The organism is Jannaschia helgolandensis (assembly GCF_900109285.1).
Taxonomy (GTDB): Bacteria; Pseudomonadota; Alphaproteobacteria; order Rhodobacterales; family Rhodobacteraceae; genus Jannaschia; species Jannaschia helgolandensis.
Window position 1 is genome coordinate 187352 of sequence record NZ_FNZQ01000001.1, and the last position, 22649, is coordinate 210000.

General features: G+C 60.1%; 14 protein-coding genes, 1 tRNA gene and 2 rRNA genes (1 of these 17 cut by a window edge). 10 read left to right on the forward strand and 7 right to left on the reverse strand.

From position 1 onward, the window contains the following. The first annotated feature begins 376 nt into the window (after positions 1–376). From BMY38_RS00875 to BMY38_RS00905, 7 genes are all read left to right on the forward strand, one after another. A complete protein-coding gene (locus tag BMY38_RS00875) occupies positions 377–2155 on the forward strand; it encodes an autotransporter assembly complex protein TamA (RefSeq protein WP_175495730.1) in 1779 nt (592 codons plus the stop codon). Continuing rightward, entirely contained in the window at positions 2156–6724 is a 4569-nt protein-coding gene (locus tag BMY38_RS00880; protein ID WP_092758895.1) for a translocation/assembly module TamB domain-containing protein, read from the forward strand. 4 nt (positions 6725–6728) lie between these two features. Continuing rightward, the gene (locus tag BMY38_RS00885) at positions 6729–7349 is read left to right on the forward strand and encodes a paraquat-inducible protein A (protein WP_092758897.1); all 621 of its coding nucleotides are present in this window, start codon (positions 6729–6731) and stop codon (positions 7347–7349) included. A 122-nt stretch (positions 7350–7471) separates the two neighbouring features. Further along, positions 7472–7972: a paraquat-inducible protein A gene (locus BMY38_RS00890; RefSeq protein ID WP_342707721.1), complete on the forward strand. Its 501-nt coding sequence runs from the start codon at positions 7472–7474 to the stop codon at positions 7970–7972. Then, entirely contained in the window at positions 7969–10704 is a 2736-nt protein-coding gene (locus BMY38_RS00895; protein WP_092758901.1) for a PqiB family protein, read from the forward strand. Before BMY38_RS00890 ends, BMY38_RS00895 begins: the two co-directional genes overlap by 4 nt. Positions 10705–10708: 4 nt before the next feature. Further along, positions 10709–11263: a PqiC family protein gene (locus BMY38_RS00900; RefSeq protein ID WP_092758903.1), complete on the forward strand. Its 555-nt coding sequence runs from the start codon at positions 10709–10711 to the stop codon at positions 11261–11263. A gap of 38 nt (positions 11264–11301) precedes the next feature. Then, positions 11302–12084 carry a histidine phosphatase family protein gene (locus tag BMY38_RS00905; protein WP_092758905.1) on the forward strand — a complete coding sequence of 261 codons (783 nt, stop codon included), beginning with the start codon at positions 11302–11304 and terminating at the stop codon, positions 12082–12084. A 41-nt stretch (positions 12085–12125) separates the two neighbouring features. Here the strand turns inward: BMY38_RS00905 and BMY38_RS00910 are convergent, their stop codons facing one another. After that, positions 12126–12824 carry a GntR family transcriptional regulator gene (locus BMY38_RS00910; RefSeq protein ID WP_245737461.1) on the reverse strand — a complete coding sequence of 233 codons (699 nt, stop codon included), beginning with the start codon at positions 12822–12824 and terminating at the stop codon, positions 12126–12128. A 307-nt stretch (positions 12825–13131) separates the two neighbouring features. On the opposite strand from BMY38_RS00910, the gene BMY38_RS00915 reads away from it, so the two are divergent. From BMY38_RS00915 to BMY38_RS00925, 3 genes are all read left to right on the forward strand, one after another. Then, positions 13132–14652, forward strand: a complete 1521-nt coding sequence (locus BMY38_RS00915) for a sugar ABC transporter ATP-binding protein (protein ID WP_092758907.1) — start codon at positions 13132–13134, stop codon at positions 14650–14652. A gap of 1 nt (position 14653) precedes the next feature. Beyond that, a complete protein-coding gene (locus tag BMY38_RS00920; protein WP_092758909.1) occupies positions 14654–15667 on the forward strand; it encodes an ABC transporter permease in 1014 nt (337 codons plus the stop codon). Between the two features lie 64 nt (positions 15668–15731). Continuing rightward, positions 15732–16682 carry an ABC transporter substrate-binding protein gene (locus tag BMY38_RS00925; protein ID WP_092758911.1) on the forward strand — a complete coding sequence of 317 codons (951 nt, stop codon included), beginning with the start codon at positions 15732–15734 and terminating at the stop codon, positions 16680–16682. Between the two features lie 248 nt (positions 16683–16930). Here BMY38_RS00925 and tnpC read toward each other — a convergent pair whose 3' ends face one another. The 6 genes from tnpC to BMY38_RS00955 all read right to left on the reverse strand — a co-directional run. Beyond that, positions 16931–18547, reverse strand: coding sequence for an IS66 family transposase (tnpC, locus tag BMY38_RS00930; RefSeq protein WP_092758913.1), 1617 nt, complete (start codon positions 18545–18547; stop codon positions 16931–16933). A gap of 61 nt (positions 18548–18608) precedes the next feature. Next, positions 18609–18956 carry an IS66 family insertion sequence element accessory protein TnpB gene (gene tnpB / locus BMY38_RS00935; RefSeq protein ID WP_092758915.1) on the reverse strand — a complete coding sequence of 116 codons (348 nt, stop codon included), beginning with the start codon at positions 18954–18956 and terminating at the stop codon, positions 18609–18611. Next, a complete protein-coding gene (gene tnpA, locus BMY38_RS00940) occupies positions 18953–19333 on the reverse strand; it encodes an IS66-like element accessory protein TnpA (RefSeq protein WP_092758917.1) in 381 nt (126 codons plus the stop codon). Before tnpA ends, tnpB begins: the two co-directional genes overlap by 4 nt. A gap of 224 nt (positions 19334–19557) precedes the next feature. Continuing rightward, positions 19558–19634, reverse strand: a tRNA-Met gene (locus BMY38_RS00945). Positions 19635–19683: 49 nt separating this feature from the next. Further along, positions 19684–19798, reverse strand: a 5S ribosomal RNA gene (rrf, locus tag BMY38_RS00950). A 92-nt stretch (positions 19799–19890) separates the two neighbouring features. Beyond that, positions 19891–22649 (reverse strand): 23S ribosomal RNA (locus BMY38_RS00955) (it continues 71 nt past the right edge of the window).

A 22649-nucleotide genomic window follows, 5' to 3' on the forward strand; every position in this document is an offset into this window, starting at 1 on the left:
CAATATGGGCAGCCTCTTAAATAATTCGGAAATCACAATCATAAGGCGAGTACAGCCCTCGCAACAAACACCGGATTGGCACCTGACCATGATCGCCGCCCCCCTTCCGGATCGCGCGTCCTCGCGCGGTTGGCCCGGAAGATCGGGGCGGCGCAAGCAATGAACGTCCCCGACTGTCGCTGAGTTCCCGAAAGTGCACAAAATAGAAGAAAAAGCACTTGTGAGCGCAACCATGACTGGAGACGGTACAATTCCGCGCCATGTACCGGACTATATACTTCCACCACTTACACGCGCCTGTTAGGGTTGGGCGGCTGCAAACGGAAAAGACCCTATGATCGGCCTATGGCCGAATTGCCATCGGGATGGGGATATCTTGAAGAGACTGATTGCTACGGGGCTCGCCCTGATATTTCTGGCCGCGCCATCCGGTGCTGCGCAACTGGATCTGAACCTGCCTGCGGACGAAGATCTTCAGGACAGTTTGCGGAATGCTTCGCTGACGGTTCAGGCCATCGACGAGAACGAGACCGAACGCCGTAATCTCGTCGCGGCTGCGCAATCCGACTACCGCAGGTTGTTGGCTGTGTTGTTTGAAGCAGGACATTTCGGTCCCGTCATCAGCATCAAGATCGACGGGGTCGAGGCCGCCAATCTACCGGCTGTCGGGTCCAGCGACCCAATCGGCACGATCCGCATCGATGTGCAGCCGGGACCGCGCTTCCTGTTCCGCACCGCAGAAGTCGGACCGCTGGCAAGCGGAACGGAAATTCCTGAGGGCTTCGCGCCCGGCCAGATCGCCGGAACAGATGTTCTGCGACGGACGTCCTCCGCCAGCGTCGAAGCCTGGCGCAATATAGGCCATGCCAAAGCCCGTTTGGCCGATCAGGAGATCGTTGCTGATCATGACGTCGACCGGCTGGATGTCCGTCTGATCATCGCACCCGGCCCTAAGCTCAGCTATGGTCCGATCTTCGTGGAAGGTGCCAAGGACGTTCGCGAAGGCCAGATCCTGAAGATCGCAGATCTGCGCCAAGGTCAGACGTTCGATCCCGGTCAGATTCAGGCGTCTGCGCAGCGCCTGCAAAGGACCGGCGCCTTCCAGTCCGTTGCAATCGTTGAATCCGAAGAGATCGGTCCCGCTGATACCTTGAACATGGCCATTCAGGTGGTCGAACGTCTGCCGCGGCGGATCGGCTTCGGTGCCGAGATCGCGACGGATGAGGGCATCTCGACCAGCGCCTACTGGCTGCACCGGAACCTGACCGGCTATGCCGACAGTCTGCGGATCGAAGGGGCGGTCGACGGGATCGCCGGCAATTCGGGCGGGGCCGACTACAGCCTGACCTTTGCCTATAATCGCCCCGCGACCTTCAATCCGGAAACCGACCTGTTCGTGAATGGCGGCATCGAGCGCGTGGACGAGGAGGATTTCAGTTCCGACAGGGCCTACATCGAAGGTGGCGCGCGGCGGATCGTGTCGGACGAGTTCCAGTATTCCTATGGTATCGGATATGAATACAGTCAGGATCGTGATGCATTCGGCGATCGCAACTTCTCGATCGCATCCTTCCCGCTGGAAATGACATACAACCGGCGCAACGACAATTTGGACCCCAGCGACGGCTATTACATCGAAGCGGGCCTGCGCCCCTTTGTCGGCTTCGAAACGGCGGGCACAGGAGCCATCTTCACTGCCGATCTGCGCGGGTATCAGGGTTTCGGAGCAGACGACGGCACCGTCATTGCCGCCCGGCTGCAACTGGGCAGCGTGGTTGGACCCGAACTGAACGAAATTCCGTCCAAGTATCTGTTTTATTCGGGAGGTGGTGGCACCGTGCGTGGACAGGAATATCAGGCACTTGGCGTGACCCTGCCAAGCGGAGACAAAGTTGGCGGCAAATCCTTCGTCGGGTTGTCGACGGAACTGCGGCAAAAGGTAACGAAGAAAATCGGCATCGTCGGTTTCGTCGATTATGGCATGATCAGCGCCGATGCCGGGTTCTCGGATGGTGAGAGCCATGCTGGCGCGGGCCTTGGCGTGCGCTACAATACAGGTATCGGACCGATCAGAGTTGATCTGGGTGTGCCGGTATCTGGTCCCGGCAACCCGTCGGGGCTGCAAATCTACATCGGTATCGGTCAGGCTTTCTGAATGAAAATGCGCCGTGTTTTCCTCCCTTTGGCTGTCGTGGCCGCTGCTCAGGTTCCGTTCCCGGTTCTGGCACAGAGCACTACCGAGGAACGTGACCGTGGTTTCCTCGCCGGTCTGATCGAGGACAATCTTTCCGCGCCGGGCCTTTCGGTTCGCATTGATGGGTTTTCCGGCGCGCTGTCGTCGGCGGCTTCCATCGACGTGCTTCAGATTTCGGACGAACAGGGCATCTGGCTGCGAATGGAAAACGTAGTTCTGGACTGGAACCGTTCGGCCCTGTTGCGCGGACGGCTCGAGGTACAGGAGCTTTCGGCAGAGTTGATCGCGCTGGAACGCGCGCCCCTGCCCGCCGAAGGAGTCGAGGCCCTGCCCGATGCAGGGGCCAGTGGTTTCTCGCTGCCGGACCTGCCGGTATCGGTCGATATTCAGGCGCTCACGGCCCAGCGTATCGAACTCGGGGCTGCCCTTCTGGGGCAGGAAATGGCGCTTTCTCTCGATGCTTCGGCGCAGCTGGCCAATGGGTCCGGTACGGCAACGATCGAGGCGCAGCGGCTGGACGGGACAACGGGGTCGTTCTCGATCGCCGCGTCCTATGACCGCGACACGCAGAATCTGTCCGTCGATCTGGACGTGGCCGAGGCACAGGGCGGGATCGCCGCGACCCTTCTGCAATTGCCCGGTCGACCGGCCATCGAACTGACTGTGAAGGGCGATGGACCACTGGACGCTTTCGTCGCTGATATTGCCATCGCATCGGACGGCGTGGAACGACTTGGCGGTCAGGTCACCCTTAATGGAACCGAAGACGGGCGCCGCTTCGCCGTCGATCTGGGTGGCGATGTCACTTCGCTTTTCGCCCCCAGGTATCAGGATTTCTTCGGTGACGACGTCGCGCTTGTGGTCGGAGGACTGCAACGCACCGACGGGCGGCTGGATCTCGAAACGCTGAACCTGCGGACGAAGGCATTGTCGCTGAACGGGGAGGCCCGGCTTGGCGCGGACGGCTGGCCCGTCTTCGTGGACATTACCGGGCGTGTCGCTGCCGAAGATGGGACGACGGTCCTGTTGCCAAGCGCTGCCAACAGCCAGTTGCGAGAGGCTGATCTGTCGATCCGCCACAACGCGTCAGTATCGGACAACTGGGCGCTGGACCTGTCGTTGCTGGAATATTCCTCGTCAACCGTAACGCTGGGCGACGCCGCGATTTCCGCGACCGGCATCCTGAGCCGCCGCGACGGCGTGGTCGAGACGGCAACGGCAACCATCACGTCCGCCCTGAACCAGCTTGGGTTCACCAATCCGGCGCTGGCGCAGGCGGTCGGGCCGCGTGTGTCGCTGGACGCGGACGTTGCATGGCAATCCGGGCAACCGGTGCGCCTGACCGGCCTGAGGCTGAGCGGTCCGGGCTATGGTCTGAGCGGCACCATCGAGGTCGACAACACCGACGCTGAACGGCCGCTGACCGTCACGCTGGATCTGGCTGCTATGTTCGAGGATCTGAGCCGTCTGTCCGGCATTTCGGGTCAGGATCTTTCGGGGACCGCCGACGCAACGGTAACGGGTGATTATGCGCCGTTGGCAGGCACTTTCGATCTGATGCTGGGAGCGGTCGCGCAGGATCTGGCGCTGAACATACCGCAGGCCGATGCCGTGCTGGAGGGCGAGACCTCGCTGACACTGGCTACGCAGCGCACGGTCGACGGCACCTTTGTGGATGCGCTTCGGCTGGGCAACGCGCATTTGACGGCCAACGGAAGTGCGGCACTGCTGTCCAAGGACTCCGCGCCCTATCTGCAGGGCGAACGGTCGAAGGCCACCTTCAACGCACGGCTTGCAGACGGAACGCGCATCGATCCGCGTCTGGACGGACCGATCGAACTTGCTGTGAATGCCACGCAGAACGAAGTGGGCGCGTGGCAGGGAACGCTCGACGCGCTGGCACCGGAGGGGGTTACAGTATCGGCATCGGGGACGCTGACGGGCGAGACACCCGACGTGACGTTCGCTGCCACCGTCCCGCGACTGGAGCCGTTTGCCCCCGGCGTGCCGGGCGGGCTGGGCGTGAACGGACGGGCCTTCGCGACGGACGGCATCTGGTCGGTCGACGTCGATGCCGCCGGTCCCTATGACCTGACCGCAAAAGTCGCGGGCCGCATCACCGGACCCGCCCCCGAGATCGCATTCGAGGCCTTGTTGCCCGATCTGACCGCCCCGGTTCCGGCGCTGGCCGAAACGCCTGCGCTGCAAGGTGCGGTTTCGCTTGACGGAACGCTGGCGCAGATCGGCGGGGCCTGGGTTGTCGATACCTCAATTTCAGCGCCGTCGGATATCACGCTGCGCGCGGTGGGCCCGGTAACCGGCGACATGCCCAAGATCGAATTTGCCGGCACCATTCCACAGGTTTCGGACGTCGTGCCCGCCATCGAAGGACGTGTCGATCTGGATGGCACGCTTGAAAAGACGGGCACGGACTGGGCTGCGGATGTCTCGATCAACGGGCCCTATGACGCACGCGTTACGGCTCGAACAATTCTGACACGCACACCGCTGCGGGTAAACTTCACCGCCGATATCGACGACCTGAGCCCCTTGGTCCCCGTGCCCGGCGGTGTGTCTGTCGCGGGCGAGGCCCTACGAACCGACACCGGCTTCCGCATCGACGTGGACGGCACCGGGCCGTATTCCGCGACGCTGGACGCGACGGTCAATCTGGTCGACGGCGTGCCCGATATCACCGCAACCGGACAGGTGCCCGATGCAGGCGCACTGGTCCCGCAACTTCGCGGCCCGCTCAACTACGACGTGACCGCAACACAAACCGGCGGACAATGGCGCGTGACCGCAGATGTAGATGGCGCGCAGGCCCTCTCGGCCAGCGTCACGGGCATCGCGACAGGACCGGATGCCGCCCTCGATTTCCGACTGGGCGTAGGTAATGTCGCGGTCTTTGCACCCGGATTGAATGGCGCGCTAAATGCATCGGGTCGCCTGTTTCAGCAAAATGGACAATGGGCCACTGATCTGGATGCCTCGGGGCCTCTCAACTCGACGTTGACCGCACAGGGCGTGCTGACGGGACCCTCCCCCCAGGCCACCTTCACATTGTCGGTGCCGAACATCGCGCCGCTGGTCCCCGACCTGCCCGGCCCCCTGCGGGTTACTGGCACGGCCCAGCAGCGCGACAACGCCTGGGCGCTGGACATCAATCTGGACGGCCCGTCGGGAACCACCGCCGCCGTCGCAGGCGATGTCGGCACGGATGGCAATCTGAATCTTTCGGTAAATGGATCGGCTCCGCTGGGCCTGGCGAACACCGCGCTGGCACCCAACCGTCTGACCGGCATCGCGCGCTTCGATCTGAATGTGAATGGCCCTCCGTCGCTTGACAGTGTGACGGGCACGATCACGACGACGAATACGGCGCTGTCGCTGCCTTCGTTGCAGAACGGGTTCGACAATATCAACACAACCGTCACTTTGCAGGGCGGCGAGGCGCAGATCGCGCTGACCGCTGCGCCGCAGACCGGCGGGCGGATCGAGTTGAACGGTCCGGTCACCCTTTCAGCCCCGTTCAACGCAAGTCTTGCAGCCAATTTCGATGTCACCCTGTCTGACCCCAAGCTCTACACCGCCCAGGTCTCGGGGCGTTTGGCTGTGAACGGGCCGTTGACAGGCGGCGCGATCATCGGGGGCACGATCAATATAAACGAAGCCGAAATCGCGGTCCCTTCGTCCGGGTTGACGGCCATCGGCGATCTGCCGGACATCCGCCATGTCTCGTCCCCGCGGCCGGTACAACGGACGCTTGAACTGGCCGGGCAGTCCATCAATGGCGAGCCTGCGAATGGCGCGGCGCAGGTGGCAACGGGTCCGGGCTACGGGCTGGACCTTACGATCAATGCTCCGGGTCGCATCTTCGTGCGCGGGCGGGGGTTGGATGCCGAGCTTGGCGGAACGCTGCGACTGACCGGAACGACGAACAACATGGTGACAACCGGCGGGTTCGAGCTGGTCCGTGGTCGTCTGGACATTCTGGAGCAGCGGTTTGATCTGGACGAAGGGCGTATCACTTTCCTGGGCAGCTTCATGCCTTACATCAGGCTTGTCGCCGTGACCGAGACCGACACGATCACCGCGTCTATCGTGATGCAGGGTCCGGCCGATGACATTGAAGTCACGTTCGAATCCACACCCGAGGTCCCGCAGGAGGAAATCGTCGCGCAGATCTTCTTCGGGCGCGACCTGAGCCAGCTATCGCCTCTACAGGCGCTTCAACTCGCGAATTCGATTGCCATTCTGGCAGGTCGGGGCAGTGGCGGGTTGCTGGACAACCTGCGCGGGAGCGCGGGGCTGGATGATCTTGATGTCACAACAGACGCAGACGGGAATGTTGCCCTGCGCGCAGGAAAATACGTTTCCGACAACGTCTATACTGATGTGGAGATAAACCAGAAGGGCGAGGCCGAGATTTCACTGAACCTTGACGTGACACCAAACCTGACGGTGCGCGGATCGGCTGGGGCGACTGGAGCAACGTCGCTGGGGCTGTTCTACGAAAAGGACTACTGAGGCAATGACGCCGAGCGACAATATCCTGTGCTGTCCGGTCTGCGATGCCCTCCACGAGGTGGGCGAGGTTCCCGACGGTATCCGGTTGCGCTGTATCCGATGTCACACGGTGCTCGCGGTCGGCCAGCCAGAAGCGATCATCCGGATCGTGGTTTTGGCCACAACAGCCCTGATCCTGATGTCGATCGTGGTTTTCTATCCGTTTCTGGAATTGCGCAACGGCGTCTTCACCAGCCGGGCATCGGTTTTCCAGACGGTAATGAGCTTCAGCGAAGGCGTAATGGCACCTCTTTCCATCGCAGTCGCGTTTTTCGTCATCATCCTGCCCGTGGCGCGCTTGAGCGCGATCGTCTGGGCGCTTGGTCCCTTGTCGTTCGACCGCCCTCCTCTGCCGGGGGCCAAGACGATGCTGCGGCTGGCTGAAACGGTGAAGCCCTGGGCCATGGCCGAGATATTCATGGTCGGTGTCGCCGTTGCACTGGTAAAGCTCGCTGACCTGGCGACGTTGTCAATGGGTCCCGCGTTCTGGTCCTTTGCCGCAATTGTCTTCATAACAGCCCTTCAGGACACACAGATGAGCAAATATTCGGTATGGACGGCTCTGGACATGGCATCGAAACGTTAGCTGCATTGACGGCACGGGATGCCGGCATGGTCGGATGCCGTCAGTGTACACGCGTCTGGCCAATAGGCACGGAGGTCTGCGGCCTATGCGGCAGCAGTCTCGAGAGCCGTGACCGCACGTCGTTGCAACGGGTCTTCGCATGGTGGCTGGTGGGGTTGCTGTTCTACATACCGGCTAACCTCTATCCGATGCTGATCACCCGGACGATGGGCCGCGAATCCGATGCGACAATCGTCGGGGGCGTGATCGAACTGGCGCAATATGGCGCCTGGGGCGTCGCATTCATCGTGTTCTTCGCGTCGGTCGTCATCCCAGTCGGCAAGTTCATTGCCATCGCATATCTTGCTATGGTCGTTCGGCGCCCACATGGACATAAGCCGCGCAATCTTCTACATCTTTTCGAGTTGGTCGAATGGATCGGGCGCTGGTCCATGATCGACGTGTTCGTCGTGGCCATTCTGGTGGCGCTTGTGCAGTTCAACCTTATCGCCACGATCAATCCTGGCATCGCTGCCGTCAGCTTTGCCCTGTCCGTCGTGTTTACAATGCTGTCCGCCATGAGCTTTGACAGCCGTCGCATCTGGGATGAAATTGAGATTATCTCGGAAGAAAGCTCGAAATGACTGAACCCTCCGACCGCCCCGCTACCCCGATAACCGAACGTACACGGCGGCGACGCGGCATAATATCCGCCGTCTGGCTGGTGCCGATCATCGCGATAATCATCGCGCTGGCAATCGCGTGGCAGTCATGGTCCGACCGCGGCGTTCTGATTGCGGTGACCTTTCCCGATGCTTCAGGGGTAACCGCAGGCCAGACGACACTGCGTTACCGCGAAGTGACAGTCGGCGTGGTCGAGGACGTGGGCTTCACCGCGGATCTGAGCCAGGTGAACGTCTACATCCGCGTGAACAAGGAAATCGCGCCCTATCTGGATGATGACGCAAGTTTTTGGGTGGTCCAGCCCGAAGTCAGTGCGCGCGGTGTGCAGGGCCTGAACACGATCCTGTCGGGCACATACATCGAAGGCACATGGGACAATTCGGTCGGTGCGACCAAGGTCGCCTTTCTTGGCGACGAACGCGCGCCGATCATTCCGCCGGGCGTAGAGGGCACGGCCATCGTCTTGCGGGCCAAGGACAGTTCGCGCCTGGGACCGGGCGCGCCCATCCTGTATCGTGGTATAGAAGTTGGCGAGGTCGCCACGCCACGCCTGTCGCCCGATGGAACCGAAGTGCGCGTCGACGCCTTCATCCGATCACCCTATGACCGGCAATTATCGACGGCGACACGCTTCTGGGACGCGTCTGGCGTGTCGGCAACGCTGGGCACCGGCGGCGTCGACCTGAGGATCGGATCCATCGCATCGATCCTAGAAGGGGGCGTGAACTTCGACACATTGATTTCCGGCGGCGACGCGATCGAAAGTGGCCAGGTCTTTTCCATTTTCGAGGACGAGCCTGCCGCGCTCGCGTCGACATTCGAGGCACCGGCGAACCGGACCATTCGCATCTCGGCGTTGTTCCCCACGGCGGCTGTCGGACTGACCCAAGGCGCGCCAGTCCGTTTTCAGGGTATTCAGGTCGGTACTGTCGCGCAGATTACCGGTTTCATCATGCCCGATGATCCCGACAGACGGGTGCAGCTTCTGGCCGTCATGGCGCTCCAGCCTGGCAAGATGGGTCTGGAAACATACGAGAACGACTTGCAGGCTATAGACTTCGTGGAAACGCTTGTCAGCAACGGCGTCCGCGCCAAACTGGTTTCGACCTCCATTCTGGGCGGCGACCTTGCGATCGACCTGATCGACGCCCCGGAGGCTGAAGAAGGCGCATCGCTTCAGATCGGTATCGTGGACAATCCGCTGATGCCAAGTCTGCCGTCGGACATTCAGGGGCTGACAGCGAGCGCGGAATCGGTGCTGGGGCGGATCAACGACTTGCCGATCGAGGAGTTGCTGGCGGCTGCCACCGATCTTCTGGACAACATCAACCGCATCGCAGGCGACGAAAGCACCCGCGCCATTCCTGCCGAGGCATTGGCTCTGCTGTCTGACGGACGCGGACTGGTGCGCGATGGACGAGGCATCCTTTCCTCGCCGCAGGTTGCATCGATCCTGCTGGACATCGAGACAATCACCGGCGATCTGCGCAGCGTGACGGAGGCCATTGCGGCGCAGGACGTCGCAACGAAGCTGGACGTCGCGCTGGTCGCCGCGACTGAAGCCGCCGAGAATATCGCTCGTGGAACGGCCGATCTGGATGCGCTGACAGGCATCGTCAGAACGACGCTGGACGGCGTGAACGGTCTTATCAGCTCAGAAGATGCGCAGGCCTTGCCCGGCCTTGCACGTCAGACGCTGGAAGGTACTGCTGAATTCGTCAGCGGTCCGGAACTGGCGGCGATCCTTGCCGACACGGCAGCCGCGACTGCAGATATCCGCGCTCTTATCGCACCCTTCGACGGCACCGCGCTGGCCACGACGGTCGAACGGGCACTGGCCTCCATCGACACTACGGCTGCCAATGTCGCAGGCGGAACCGCCGATCTGGACACCCTGCGCACGCAAATCGACGGTGTGGTCGCCGCCGCGGAGGCGCTTTTGTCGTCGGCTGACACACAAGCTCTGCCCGCGTCGGCGCGAAGCTTGCTGGATGACAGCCGCGACCTGATCACCTCGCCCGAGGTGACGACGATCCTGTCCGATCTGGCCGCGACTACCGCCGACATCCGAACGCTGACCGCGCAGCTGGCCGCGCAGGAGGCCGGCACCCGCCTGACGACCGCACTGGATGCTGCTGCCGATGCTGCCACTTCGATCGCGAAGGGGACCGTCAACCTGCCGGAGTTGAGCGCCTCCGCGCAGCGCGTCATGGCCGAAGCTGAAGTGCTGGGGCAGAATCTGTCGGAGCTGAGCGCCAAGGCCAACCAGCTGGCGCTGGATGAGCTGGTCAATTCCACCACCCAACTGATGCAGACCGCTGACGCTTTCCTGTCATCGGACGAGGCGGACGACGTACCCGTCGTCCTGGCCGAGACACTGGAAGAATTGCGACTGACGATCGAGACGATCCGTACAGGTGGCACACTGGACAATCTGAATTCGACCCTGCGTTCGGCCTCGGGTGCGGCCGACAGCGTCCGGGTCGCGGCCCAGAATCTGCCCGCGCTGGTCAATCGGCTTCAGACACTGACCACGCAGGCAGGAAGCCTGTTGGGCACCTATGGCGACGGCAGCCGCGTGAATACGGAGCTGTATGCCGCACTGCGTGCCGCCACCCGTGCCGCCGAGGACGTCTCGTCCCTGTCGCGCACCATCGAACGCAACCCCAATTCTCTGCTGCTAGGACGCTGAAGCCATGACACTGCCGTTTGCCCTGCGCCTTGCGCCCCTTGCCATCCTTCTTGCCGGCTGCGGCCAGACGCTGTATTTCGCCCCGCCTCCGACCGTGTCGGACGTACGCGTCAACGTTCGCGCTGACACCGTGCAGATCAACGATGTGTCGATGCCGGAATATGCGATCAATCAGGAAATACCGATTCAGCAGGCGGACGGCAGCCTGAGCACCGACACCAGCCGCCTGTGGGCCGATTTGCCCGATCGGGCGATGCAGGGCGCGTTGACGCGGCAACTCAACGTCATAACCGACGCCAGTGTCGCCTCCGAGCCCTGGCCGCTGTCCGGTTTCCCCGAGGTCGAAGTTTCGATCTTCGTCGACGACATGATCGTGCAGGCCAACAGTACGCTCCGCCTGACCGGCACCTATGCCATGAAATCCGAAGTCGGGCGCGACCGCGTCGGCACCTTCGCCATCGTTACGCCTGTCGTCGATCTGGCCAGCTATACCGCGATCATAGCCGCCCACGAGGCCGCATGGCAGCAATTGTCCGAACAACTTGCACGCGATCTGTAACGATCATACCCCATCAACCGGTCAAATCAGGACATCTCATGTTGAAAGCCTATGCAATCGCCGCCACGCTGGTGGCAACTCCACTGTTCGCTCAGGACCTGTCCGGTGATTTGGTCAGCGATATTGCCGGTAATATCACCCGCGTCTCGGGCTTCGCGGGGGAAATGACGGTTACGATGGGCAGCGAGGACTCGACCCGCTCCGTCAAGGAAGTTCTCCGGTTCGAACCGTGGCAGATGCTTGAAGAGTTGTTCCGGGACGACATCGTGCTTTTGATGCGACATGGGCCCACCGACTGGTCCAAGCGCGATCCGGCCGATGTGGCACCGGACGACTGTGAAAATCAGCGCGTGATGACCGAAGAAGGCAAACAGCAGATGCGCGAGTTGGGCATTCTGATGGTCGCCAACGACATCGTGCCCGGCCGGATCGCAGTAAGCCAGTGGTGTCGCAATCAGCAAACCCTGGACGCCTTGCGCGCGGGGATGCTGGATGCCGACCCCAAGGCCCTGGATGACGTGTCGATCCAGACCGTCCCGGACCTTAATCTGCTTCTGTCGCTGCAAGGTGCCCCGAATGTGACCGCGATGCGCAAGCTCATCAGCGCCTGGAGCGGAGACGGTGCAAGCGGTCCCATGCTTGTGATCACGCATTACACCAATATCGCTGAATTGACCGAGTTCAGCGTATATGAGGGCGAGATGCTGGTGGTCGATCCGAAACGGGACAATCGCGTTCTTGGCTATCTCCGCCTGAAATCGGCCGCGCCCGATATCGGTCATTTCGACCCAGACGTTGTCGAGGGTGAAACCGACTACTGACGACGCTAGGGGGGCGCGTCGCGGAAATTCTGCGACCGCCCTCAGTGGCTCCGGAAGTAGTCGGGATGCATCCGTTCAAGCGGCTCCACCCGCGAAATCAACTGCCGCAGATGGTGTGACATGGCGTGGCATGCTGCATCGGCATCGCGATCCCTGATCGCATTCAGAACGGCGACATGTTCGTCCTGCGTCTCGGCCAGACGGCCTTCCTCAGGCAAAATCAGCATCCGCGCACGACGCACCTGTAGAGACATCTGCGTCGTCACCGCCGCGACATTGGGAAATCCTGTGAATCCAAGGATCAGATCATGGAAGGCTTCGTCGGCTTCGAAAAAACCCTGGAAGTCCCGATCTTCGATCAGCAATGCCTGCAGCCGCAAATTTCTTGATAGCTGGGCCAGTTGATCATCGGTCCGTTCCACCGCGACCCGCACAGTCGCGGCCAGCTCGACAGCTTCGCGCAGGAAGGACTCTTCGCGGATTTCGTTCATCGAAAACCGCGAAACACGTGTTGTGGATTGCGGAATGACGTCGACCAGACCTTCCGCTGACAGGCGTGCCAAAGCTTCCGAGACGGGAGAGCGAGATACGCCAAGCTGTTCGCAGATTGCCCCCTTGCGAAGAACCGCACCTGGATTGAACGTGAGGTCGAGTATCCCGCCGCGCAAGGCGCGATACACCCGTTGCGCCAGCGAGCCATCCAAACCGTCGATGGAAATCAGACCTTCGGTTCTGGTCACCACAATACCTGCCGCCTTCAAGATACCTCACAACTGGCATGTTAGTTGACAGGTGCATCATGTCAAACTACGCCTGTTCTTCATGGTGAATGCCGCTGCGTCATGATCGGGAGGAACAGCAATGCCAAGGGCCTATTCAATCATGCAGGATGCTTCTGGCAACGTATGGATTGAGTGGGCCAATCGACTGCGGCGCACGGCGACATGAATCGTGATCATACCAGAACGGATCGTGCAAATAAGCGGGTAACGATCTTGTACGGGAGCGTCACGACCTGACGCGACCGGGCTTGGGAGGGCACCGCGCATGACATACCTTGTCGAGATGAAAGGCATCGAGAAACACTTTCCAGGCGTTCACGCCCTGAAATCCGTGCAGTTCGATCTGATGCCCGGCGAGGTCCATGCACTGATGGGCGAAAACGGTGCGGGCAAATCGACACTGATGAAGATCATGTCCGGCATCTATGCCCGCGACGGCGGCGAGATGCGGGTCGACGGTACGACTGTCTACCTAGACGGGCCGCGCGCCGCGCAGGATCTGGGTATCGGCATCATTCATCAGGAACTCAGCCTGATGAATGACCTTACGGCGGCGCAGAATGTCCTGATCGGGCGCGAACCGCGTCTACGGTTCGGGCGGCTGGACGAGGCCGAGCTTAACCGCCAGACAACCGAAATCTTCGATGCACTGAAGCTAAATATCGACCCTCGTGCCTCTGTCGGGTCGCTGACCATCGCCCGACAGCAATTGATCGAAATCGCCAAGGCACTATCATACCGACCGCGCGTATTGATCATGGACGAGCCGACTGCCGCCCTGAACGATGCCGAAATCGCCGAGCTGTTCGCGGTTATCGCGCGGTTGCGCGCCGACGGCGTGGGGATCGTCTACATCAGTCACAAGATGGACGAGATAAAGCGTATCGCCGACCGGGTGACGGTAATGCGCGACGGGGCCTATATCGACACATTGGATGTGGCAGAAACGCCGCTTTCGACGATCATCACGTTGATGGTCGGGCGCGAGGTTACGCAATCCACCCCCGAAATCCCTGATACATCACAGGCCCCGGTCGCGCTGCAGGTTCGCGGCTTGACCCGCGGTCGCGATGTCCGCAACGTCAGCTTTGCCCTGCGGCGCGGTGAAATCCTGGGCTTCGCTGGTCTGATGGGGGCCGGTCGGACCGAAGTGGCGCGCATCATTTTCGGCGCCGATCCAAGGGACGCAGGCGAGATCGATGTCGGCGGGGCCCCCGTCGATATCCGTACGCCAAACGATGCGGTCCGGGTCGGCATCGGATACCTGTCCGAGGATCGCAAGCACTTCGGTTTGGCCACCGACATGACTGTGCGCGCCAATATTGCGATGGCCAGTCTGGAACGATTCACGGGGTCCACCGGCGTGCTGGACGAAGCGGCGATGAAGCGCGTCGCGCAGGACCACATCGCGCAACTGGGCATCCGTACCCCATCGGACATGCAGGCCGTGCGGCTGTTATCGGGGGGAAACCAACAGAAGGTGGTGATGGCGAAATGGCTGCTGCGCGACTGCGATATTCTGATTTTCGACGAACCGACGCGCGGCATCGATGTCGGCGCAAAGGCCGAAATCTATCGCCTGCTACAGGACCTTGCGGCGCAGGGCCGGGCGATCATCGTGATCTCCTCCGAACTGCCGGAGGTCATGCGGTTGAGCCACCGCATCGCAGTCATGTGCGAGGGGCGGCTGACAGGCATCCTTCCGGGCGGCCCAGCGACAACACAGGAACAAATCATGGAACTGGCGACCCGGCGCGATACGGCGCTGGCCCCGGCGGGAGACTGACATGACCACGACCACCACGACCACCCATGCTCCGAAATCAGCCGTGTCGCGCATTGTCGCCGCCGGAACCCATCAGCGGGTGCTGGCCTTCACCAGCCTGATCATCCTGCTGATCGGCTTTTCGCTGGCATCGCCCAACTTCATGCAGACGTCGAACATGATCGCCATCCTGCAGGCGACATCGGTGAACGGTGTGCTGGCTGTCGCCGTGACGCTGGTCATCATCACCGGCGGCATCGACCTGTCGATCGGTACGATGATGACGTTCTGCGCAGTGATCACCGGCGTCGTGCTGACTTATGCCGGGCTACCATTGCTGTTGGGTGTTATCGCCGCAATCGCGACCGGTGCGGGATGCGGCCTGGCGTCGGGTACATTCGTCGCCAAGATGAAAATCCCGCCGTTTATCGCGACCCTTGGCATGATGCTGATTCTGAAGGGTCTGTCGCTGGTCATTTCGGGCACCCGCCCGATTTACTTCAACGATACTCCGGGGTTCTCCGAAATTTCGCGTGGGTCGCTGATCGGCAAGGTTCTGCCTTTGCTGCCGATCCCCAACGGCGTGCTGATCCTGTTTATCGTAGCTGGTCTTGCCGCGTACATTCTGGGGCGCACCGTGCTGGGACGCTACTGCTACGCACTCGGCTCGAACGAGGAGGCAGTGCGGCTGTCTGGGGTGAACACCGACCGCTGGAAAATCGCGATCTATGCCATGTCAGGGTCTATCGTCGGCGTTGCCGGTTTGCTGATTGCATCGCGCCTGAATTCGGCCCAGCCCGCGCTCGGACTTGGATACGAACTGGAGGCAATCGCCGCCGTCGTGATCGGCGGCACGTCCCTGTCCGGTGGACGCGGCACGATACTGGGGTCGCTGATCGGCGCGCTGATCATGGCGGTGCTGACAAACGGATTGCGCGTTCTGTCGGTGGCGCAGGAATGGCAGACCGTCGTGACCGGCGCGATCATTATTCTGGCAGTCTATGCGGACATGATGCGTCGCAAACGCAGCAGCTGATCCAGAGAAACCATCCGGGGCGCACGCCGCACCGGCAAATAACGACAACCAAGGAGGAACCAAAATGTTGTCACGTCGCACGATACTCGGCGCCATAAGCGTCACGCTCGCCCTCGGATCGGCCCCCGCCGCATTCGCCCAATCGGACGAGATCTACATCCCCCTCATCTCCAAGGGCTTCCAGCACCAGTTCTGGCAGGCCGTCAAATCCGGTGCTGATCAGGCCGCGGACGAATTGGGGGTCCGCATCACGTTCGAAGGGCCGGACAACGAGACGATGGTGGACCGCCAGATCGACATGCTGGCCGCCGCCCTGGCGAACAATCCGTCCGCCGTAGGCTTTGCCGCGCTTGATAGCCAGGCCGCGATCCCGCTTCTGCGCCAGGCGAGCGAGGCAGGCATCCCGATCGTCGCCTTCGACAGCGGCGTCGACAGCGACATTCCCGTCACCACGGCCACGACCGATAACGTCGCCGCCGCCGCGCTGGCTGCCGACAAGATGGCCGAGATGATCGGCGGGTCCGGCAAGGTCGCCGTCGTTGCGCACGACCAGACAAGCCGCACCGGTATCGACCGGCGCGATGGGTTCCTGAACCGGATGAAGTCCGAGTATCCGGACATTGAGGTCGTATCGGTCCAATATGGTCAAGGCGATCAATTGCAATCGACTGAGGTCGCAAAGGCGATCCTGACCGCCAATCCGGATCTGAACGGCATGTTCGGAACCAACGAGGGCTCGGCCATCGGTATCGTCAATGCGATCCGCGAAACCGGCACGACCGGCCTTGCGATCATCGGATACGATTCCGGCAAGGCGCAGACAGATGCGATCCGCGAAGGGCTGATGTCCGGCGCGATCACCCAGAACCCGGTCGGCATCGGCTATGAAACCGTCAAGGCGGCCGTCGCCGCCCTGAATGGAGAGACGCTGGAACCTGTAATCGACACAGGGTTCTATTACTACGATCAGTCGAATATCGACGACCCCGAAATTCAGGCCGTGCTCTACGATTGACCCTGTTGCCGTCGCGATCCGGTCAACTCCGGGTCGCGATAACATCCCTGAAAATCAGCATTCGTATCCCGCCGGAGGTTCGAGGCGATCAGCGCATCGGATCATGAATATTCTTGAGGAAATATTCGAAATGACTGATCTGATGCGCCTGCGGTGTAGTCCTGCATTCGCACGAATTTGGGCAAAGACAACTATACACAGGCAGGTCAGCCGCGCTTTTACCGTAACCGCCCCATTGATGCCGCAGCTTATGCGGCTTGACTGTCGGTTTTCGAGACCCGCAGCGTCCAATTCCACGGCAGCAATTCATCGAGCCTTTTGATCTTGTGATCATGTATGCGGTCAAGAATGTCGGCGAGATAGGCCAGGGGATCGAGGCCGTTGAGCTTGGCTGTCTCAATGATGGTCATGGCGCGGGCCAGGGTTTCCGCACCGGTATCGGCTCCTGCGAAGAGCCAGTTTTTCCGTCCTATACCGATCGGACGCAAGGCCCGCTCGGCGGGATTGTTGCCGATGGCCACACGCCCATCGGTCAGGAGCAGGCTGAAGGCGTCCCGCCGACTGAGACCATAGCGGAAGGCCTTGGCCAGATCGCTTTTGCCCGGAATGCGCAGAAGCTGCTGTTCGGACCAGGCAAAGAAGGCTTCGACTTGCGGGCGGCTCAACTTTTGCCGCGCCCCATGGCGGAGGTCAGCAGACTGGCCGTTGATGTCGCGCTCGACATCGTAGAACTTTCCGATCCGGTCGAGCGCCTCGCGGGCGATCTCGGACTTGGTCGAGGCCCAAAAATCATGGAAGTCGCGCCGCAGATGCGCCCAACAGGCCGCCTCCCGCAAACGCGGCACGCCATCGGGTTCAGGCTCGTAAAGTTTGGCGTAGCCCTTGTAACCGTCGGCCTGAAGGATGCCTCGGGCGTTGGCCAGATGGCTCAGGACATGCTCCTCTTTCCAATCCGGCGCCAACCGATACACAGCACCGGGTGGTGCGGCCCCTGCCCAAGGTCGCTGGTCGCGCACATAGGCCCAGATACGGCCTTGGCTGACCCCTTTGCCAAGCCCCTTGTCGCGCATTGTGCGATCCAGCACCCGTATCGGCGTGTCATCCGCGTGCAGCAGATCGCTGCCCATGATGTCTGCCTCGATCCGTTCAATCAGCGGCGACAGCGTCTTCATGGCGCGGCAACACCAACCGACGAGCGTGCTTTCGGGAATATCTGCACCCATACGGGCGTAGATCTCGTGCTGGCGATATAAAGGAAGGTGATCGTCGAACTTCGAGACCAGCACATGCGCCAGCAAGTTCGGACCGGCCATGCTGCCCGGGATCGGGCGGCTTGGCGCGGGCTCCTGCACCATCCGCTCGCAGCGGCGGCAGGACTTCTTGATCCGGGCGATCTGGATCACCTTCATCTGGGCGGCGATCATATCGAGGAGTTCGCTGACATCTTCGCCCACCACACGCAGATCGCCGCCACAGTCGGGGCAGCAGGCACCGGGATCAAGCTCGCGGCGCTCGCGCGGGGTTGCATCCGAGACACGTGGACGTCGACGCAGCGAGGGCGCAGAGGGCTCTTCCGGCGACCGTTCATCCTGCCCCTCGTCGATGGGTGCCTCATCACCCTCGGCCACCGCAACCAGCAGGTCTTCGAGCGCCAGTTCCAGCTGTTCGATCTCGCGCTCGATCTTTTCAGAGGATTTACCGAAAGCCAGTTTCTGGAGTTTGGCGATCCGCAGACGCAGGGCCTGAACCAGCTGGTCGTGCACACGGAGTGTGGCCGATATCTTGGCGTTTTCCGCCTGTAAAGCGGCGATCATCGCCTTCAATACAGCGGGGTCATCTGGCAAATTTTCAGCAGGACCTGACATGCGCCTGCCTACCAAAAAGCAGGCCTAAACACCATATAAATAACTGATATCGGTGATAAAATCACCCGACACGCGCGGGTGGGACACCCCAATCCGGACGCCGCCAATCAATACCCTCCCAGAGCATTGCAAGCTGCGCTGAAGTCATCCGCACCGCCCCATCCCTGGCGCTCGGCCAAGGGAAGCGGCCACGCTCCAAAACCTTGTAATAGAGACAAAAGCCTTGCCCGTCCCAGTAAAGCAACTTCAGCCGGTCACCTCGCCGTCCCCGGAATGCAAACACCGCCCCACTGGTGGGCTTTTGCCGCAGCACATCCTGGGCAAGTGCCGCCAGACCTGCGATCCCTTTCCTCATATCCGTCACCCCGCAGGCCAAATACACGCGAACACCGGTGCCAGGGCCGATCATGCGGCTTCCACCGCACGGATCAGGGACGTCAGCGCGGCCGGGTCCATTGCACTGTCAAACTGCAAACAGCGACCACCCCGCAAACGCAATTCGACCGCGCCCGGCGGCGCCGTTTCGGCGACTGGGGGCTGCGGCACCGGAACCCCGGCCGCATCCGGAATATCTAACGGAAAGAAGAGCGCCCCAGCATCGGGGGACCACAGACCTTTCTTCTTCAGTTCGTGCCGCCAGGCGTAAACCTGCTGTCGCGTAATCTCATGACGCTGCGCCACCTGCGTTACCGTCGCCCCGCCAACACCAACCGACGTGACAATCTCGAGTTTGTCCTCGTCATGCCAGAAACGCCGCCGTTCCAGGCCAAGAATTTCGCCGCGCATCGCAGACCCCGCATAAGACACGTCGCTAACGACGTCGTTAAATACGTGCCTTAGATCAAAGCCCCAGGGTCAGGCAGGCGGTGCCAATGGGGTGGTTACGATCATTTTGACGCTGACTGACGACGAAATGCTCATCGATGTGAGGGGCGATCTTGCTGGAATCCTTGGCATTTCCCTAAACCGCAAAAAACCCACCACAAGGGCGGGTCAATCGCAATTTGAGTTGGTTGCGGGAGTAGGATTTGAACCTACGACCTTCAGGTTATGAGCCTGACGAGCTACCGGACTGCTCCATCCCGCGCCAATTGCCATCGTTCGAGAGAGATACACGAGTTCAATAGGTTTTCTAGGTTTGGCGATGACCTACTCTCCCACGCCTTAAGACGCAGTACCATCGGCGCTACAGCACTTAACTGCCGGGTTCGGGATGGGACCGGGTGTTTTGCTTGCGCTATGATCACCAAACCGAAAAAACCTATCGAAATTCCAAGCCAAATATACCATTATGGTGTGTATGCTTTTGATTAATCCAACCAGTTTCCTGGCTTCTACTGGATCAAATCAAGCCTATCGGACAATTAGTACCGGTCAACTGAACGCATTGCTGCGCTTACATCTCCGGCCTATCGACGTGGTGGTCTACCACGGTCCTCAGGGATATCTTGTTTTGAAGGGGGCTTCCCGCTTAGATGCCTTCAGCGGTTATCCTGTCCGATCATAGCTACCCAGCACTGCTATTGGCATAACAACTGGTCCACCAGTGGATCGTTCACCCCGGTCCTCTCGTACTAGGGGCAACTCTTCTCAAATATCCTACACCCACGGAAGATAGGGACCGAACTGTCTCACGACGTTCTAAACCCAGCTCACGTACCTCTTTAAACGGCGAACAGCCGTACCCTTGGGACCTGCTCCAGCCCCAGGATGAGATGAGCCGACATCGAGGTGCCAAACGATGCCGTCGATATGGACTCTTGGGCATCATCAGCCTGTTATCCCCGGCGTACCTTTTATCCGTTGAGCGATGGCCCTCCCACTTGGGACCACCGGATCACTATGGCCGTCTTTCGACTCTGCTCGACTTGTCAGTCTTGCAGTCAGGCTGGCTTCTGCCATTGCACTCAACGATCGATGTCCGACCGATCTGAGCCAACCTTCGCGCGCCTCCGTTACTCTTTAGGAGGCGACCGCCCCAGTCAAACTACCCGCCACAGAGGGTCCCGGATCCGGATAACGGACCGCGGTTAGATATCAAGCGAAGCAAGGGTGGTATCTCAAGGAAGGCTCCACACAGACTTGCGTCCATGCTTCAAAGCCTACCACCTATCCTGCACATGCTTGACCTGATATCAGTCTGAAGCTGTAGTAAAGGTGCACGGGGTCTTTCCGTCTAACCGCGGGTAACCTGCATCTTGACAGGTAATTCAATTTCGCTGAGTCGATGTTGGAGACAGCGGGGAAGTCGTTACGCCATTCGTGCAGGTCGGAACTTACCCGACAAGGAATTTCGCTACCTTAGGACCGTTATAGTTACGGCCGCCGTTTACCTGGGCTTCAATTCAGAGCTTGCACCCCTCCTTTTAACCTTCAGGCACCGGGCAGGCGTCAGACCCTATACGTCGTCTTGCGACTTCGCAGAGCCCTGTGTTTTTAGTAAACAGTCGCCACCCCCTGGTTTGTGCCCCCAGCCTCCAGTTGCCTGGAAACCGGGCCTCCTTCTCGCGAACTTACGGAGGTATTTTGCCGAGTTCCTTCAACATCGTTCTCTCAAGCGCCTTGGTATTCTCTACCAGTCCACCTGTGTCGGTTTAGGGTACGATCTCATGTAGGGCTATTTCCAGGAACCTCTAAGCAGCCCATTCAATCCAATAAGGATGAACTACCCTCGAGATCCGTCACATCCTACTGGCTCAGGAATATTAACCTGATTCCCATCGACTACGCCTTTCGGCCTCGCCTTAGGGGTCGGCTTACCCTGCTCAGATTAGCTTTAAGCAGGAACCCTTGGACTTTCGGCGACAGGGTCTCTCACCCTGTTTGTCGCTACTCATGTCATCATTCTCGCTAGTGATCTCTCCACCCGATGGCTCACGCCCGGGCTTCATCGAAAATTCCCTGCCTCCTATGCACCGCAAGCGATGCAAAAGAGGCGTGGAATTATGTCACACTACGCTCCGCTACCATGCACTATGTGCATCCTCAGCTTCGGCTCATGGCTTGAGCCCCGTTACATTTTCGCCGCAAGACAACTTGTTTAGACCAGTGAGCTGTTACGCTATCTTTAAAGGATGGCTGCTTCTAAGCCAACCTCCTGGTTGTTTTGGTCGTCTCACCTGCTTTACCACTTAGCCATGAATTAGGGGCCTTAGCTGGAGGTCAGGGTTGTTTCCCTCTTCACGACGGACGTTAGCATTCGCCGTGTGTCTGCCATCTAGTACTCCCGGGTATTCGGAGTTTGGTTAGGATCAGTAAGCCTGTGGGGCCCCATTACCCATCCAGTGCTCTACCCCCCGGGGTATTCGGATGACGCTCTACCTAAATAGATTTCGCGGAGAACCAGCTATCTCCGAGTTTGATTGGCCTTTCACCCCTAGGCACAACTCATCCCGACCTTTTTCAACAGGTGTGGGTTCGGACCTCCAGTTAGTGTTACCTAACCTTCATCCTGGTCATGCCTAGATCACTCGGTTTCGGGTCTGATCCCACGAACTAAGTCGCCCTATTAAGACTCGCTTTCGCTGCGCCTACACCTAACGGCTTAAGCTTGCTCGTGAGACCAAGTCGATGACCCATTATACAAAAGGTACGCGGTCAGGCCTCAAGGGCCCTCCCACTGCTTGTAAGCGTCCGGTTTCAGGAACTGTTTCACTCCCCTCGTCGGGGTGCTTTTCACCTTTCCCTCACGGTACTGGTTCGCTATCGGTCAGTAAGGAGTACTTAGCCTTCGAAGGTGGTCCTCCGATCTTCAGACAGAATTTCACGTGTTCCGCCCTACTTAATACGTCCGATCATGCTTCTTGTACGGGGCTATCACCCACTTTGGCTGACCTTCCCAGGTCATTCCAATCACAATTACGGCTCGGCTGGTCCCCGTTCGCTCGCCGCTACTAGGGGAGTATCAATTGATTTCCTTTCCTCCGGGTACTTAGATGTTTCAGTTCCCCGGGTTTGCTTTCTAAACCCTATGTATTCAGGTAAAGAATACCTGGTTCAGCATCCTGTTGATTACCGAAGTAAACAACAGAGCACTGTCAGGTGGGTTGCCCCATTCGGAAATTCATGGATCAAAGCTTATTCTCAGCTCCCCATGACTTAT

Bases quoted from the DNA above. Each gene is read 5' to 3' on its own strand.
- BMY38_RS00905 (WP_092758905.1), top strand. From the start codon at position 11,302: ATGTTGAAAGCCTATGCAATCGCCGCCACGCTGGTGGCAACTCCACTG.
- BMY38_RS00900 (WP_092758903.1), top strand. From the start codon at position 10,709: ATGACACTGCCGTTTGCCCTGCGCCTTGCGCCCCTTGCCATCCTTCTT.
- BMY38_RS00915 (WP_092758907.1), top strand. From the start codon at position 13,132: ATGACATACCTTGTCGAGATGAAAGGCATCGAGAAACACTTTCCAGGC.
- BMY38_RS00920 (WP_092758909.1), top strand. From the start codon at position 14,654: ATGACCACGACCACCACGACCACCCATGCTCCGAAATCAGCCGTGTCG.
- tnpA (WP_092758917.1), bottom strand. From the start codon at position 19,333: ATGCGCGGCGAAATTCTTGGCCTGGAACGGCGGCGTTTCTGGCATGAC.
- tnpB (WP_092758915.1), bottom strand. From the start codon at position 18,956: ATGATCGGCCCTGGCACCGGTGTTCGCGTGTATTTGGCCTGCGGGGTG.
- BMY38_RS00885 (WP_092758897.1), top strand. From the start codon at position 6,729: ATGACGCCGAGCGACAATATCCTGTGCTGTCCGGTCTGCGATGCCCTC.
- BMY38_RS00895 (WP_092758901.1), top strand. From the start codon at position 7,969: ATGACTGAACCCTCCGACCGCCCCGCTACCCCGATAACCGAACGTACA.
- tnpC (WP_092758913.1), bottom strand. From the start codon at position 18,547: ATGTCAGGTCCTGCTGAAAATTTGCCAGATGACCCCGCTGTATTGAAG.
- BMY38_RS00880 (WP_092758895.1), top strand. From the start codon at position 2,156: ATGAAAATGCGCCGTGTTTTCCTCCCTTTGGCTGTCGTGGCCGCTGCT.
- BMY38_RS00925 (WP_092758911.1), top strand. From the start codon at position 15,732: ATGTTGTCACGTCGCACGATACTCGGCGCCATAAGCGTCACGCTCGCC.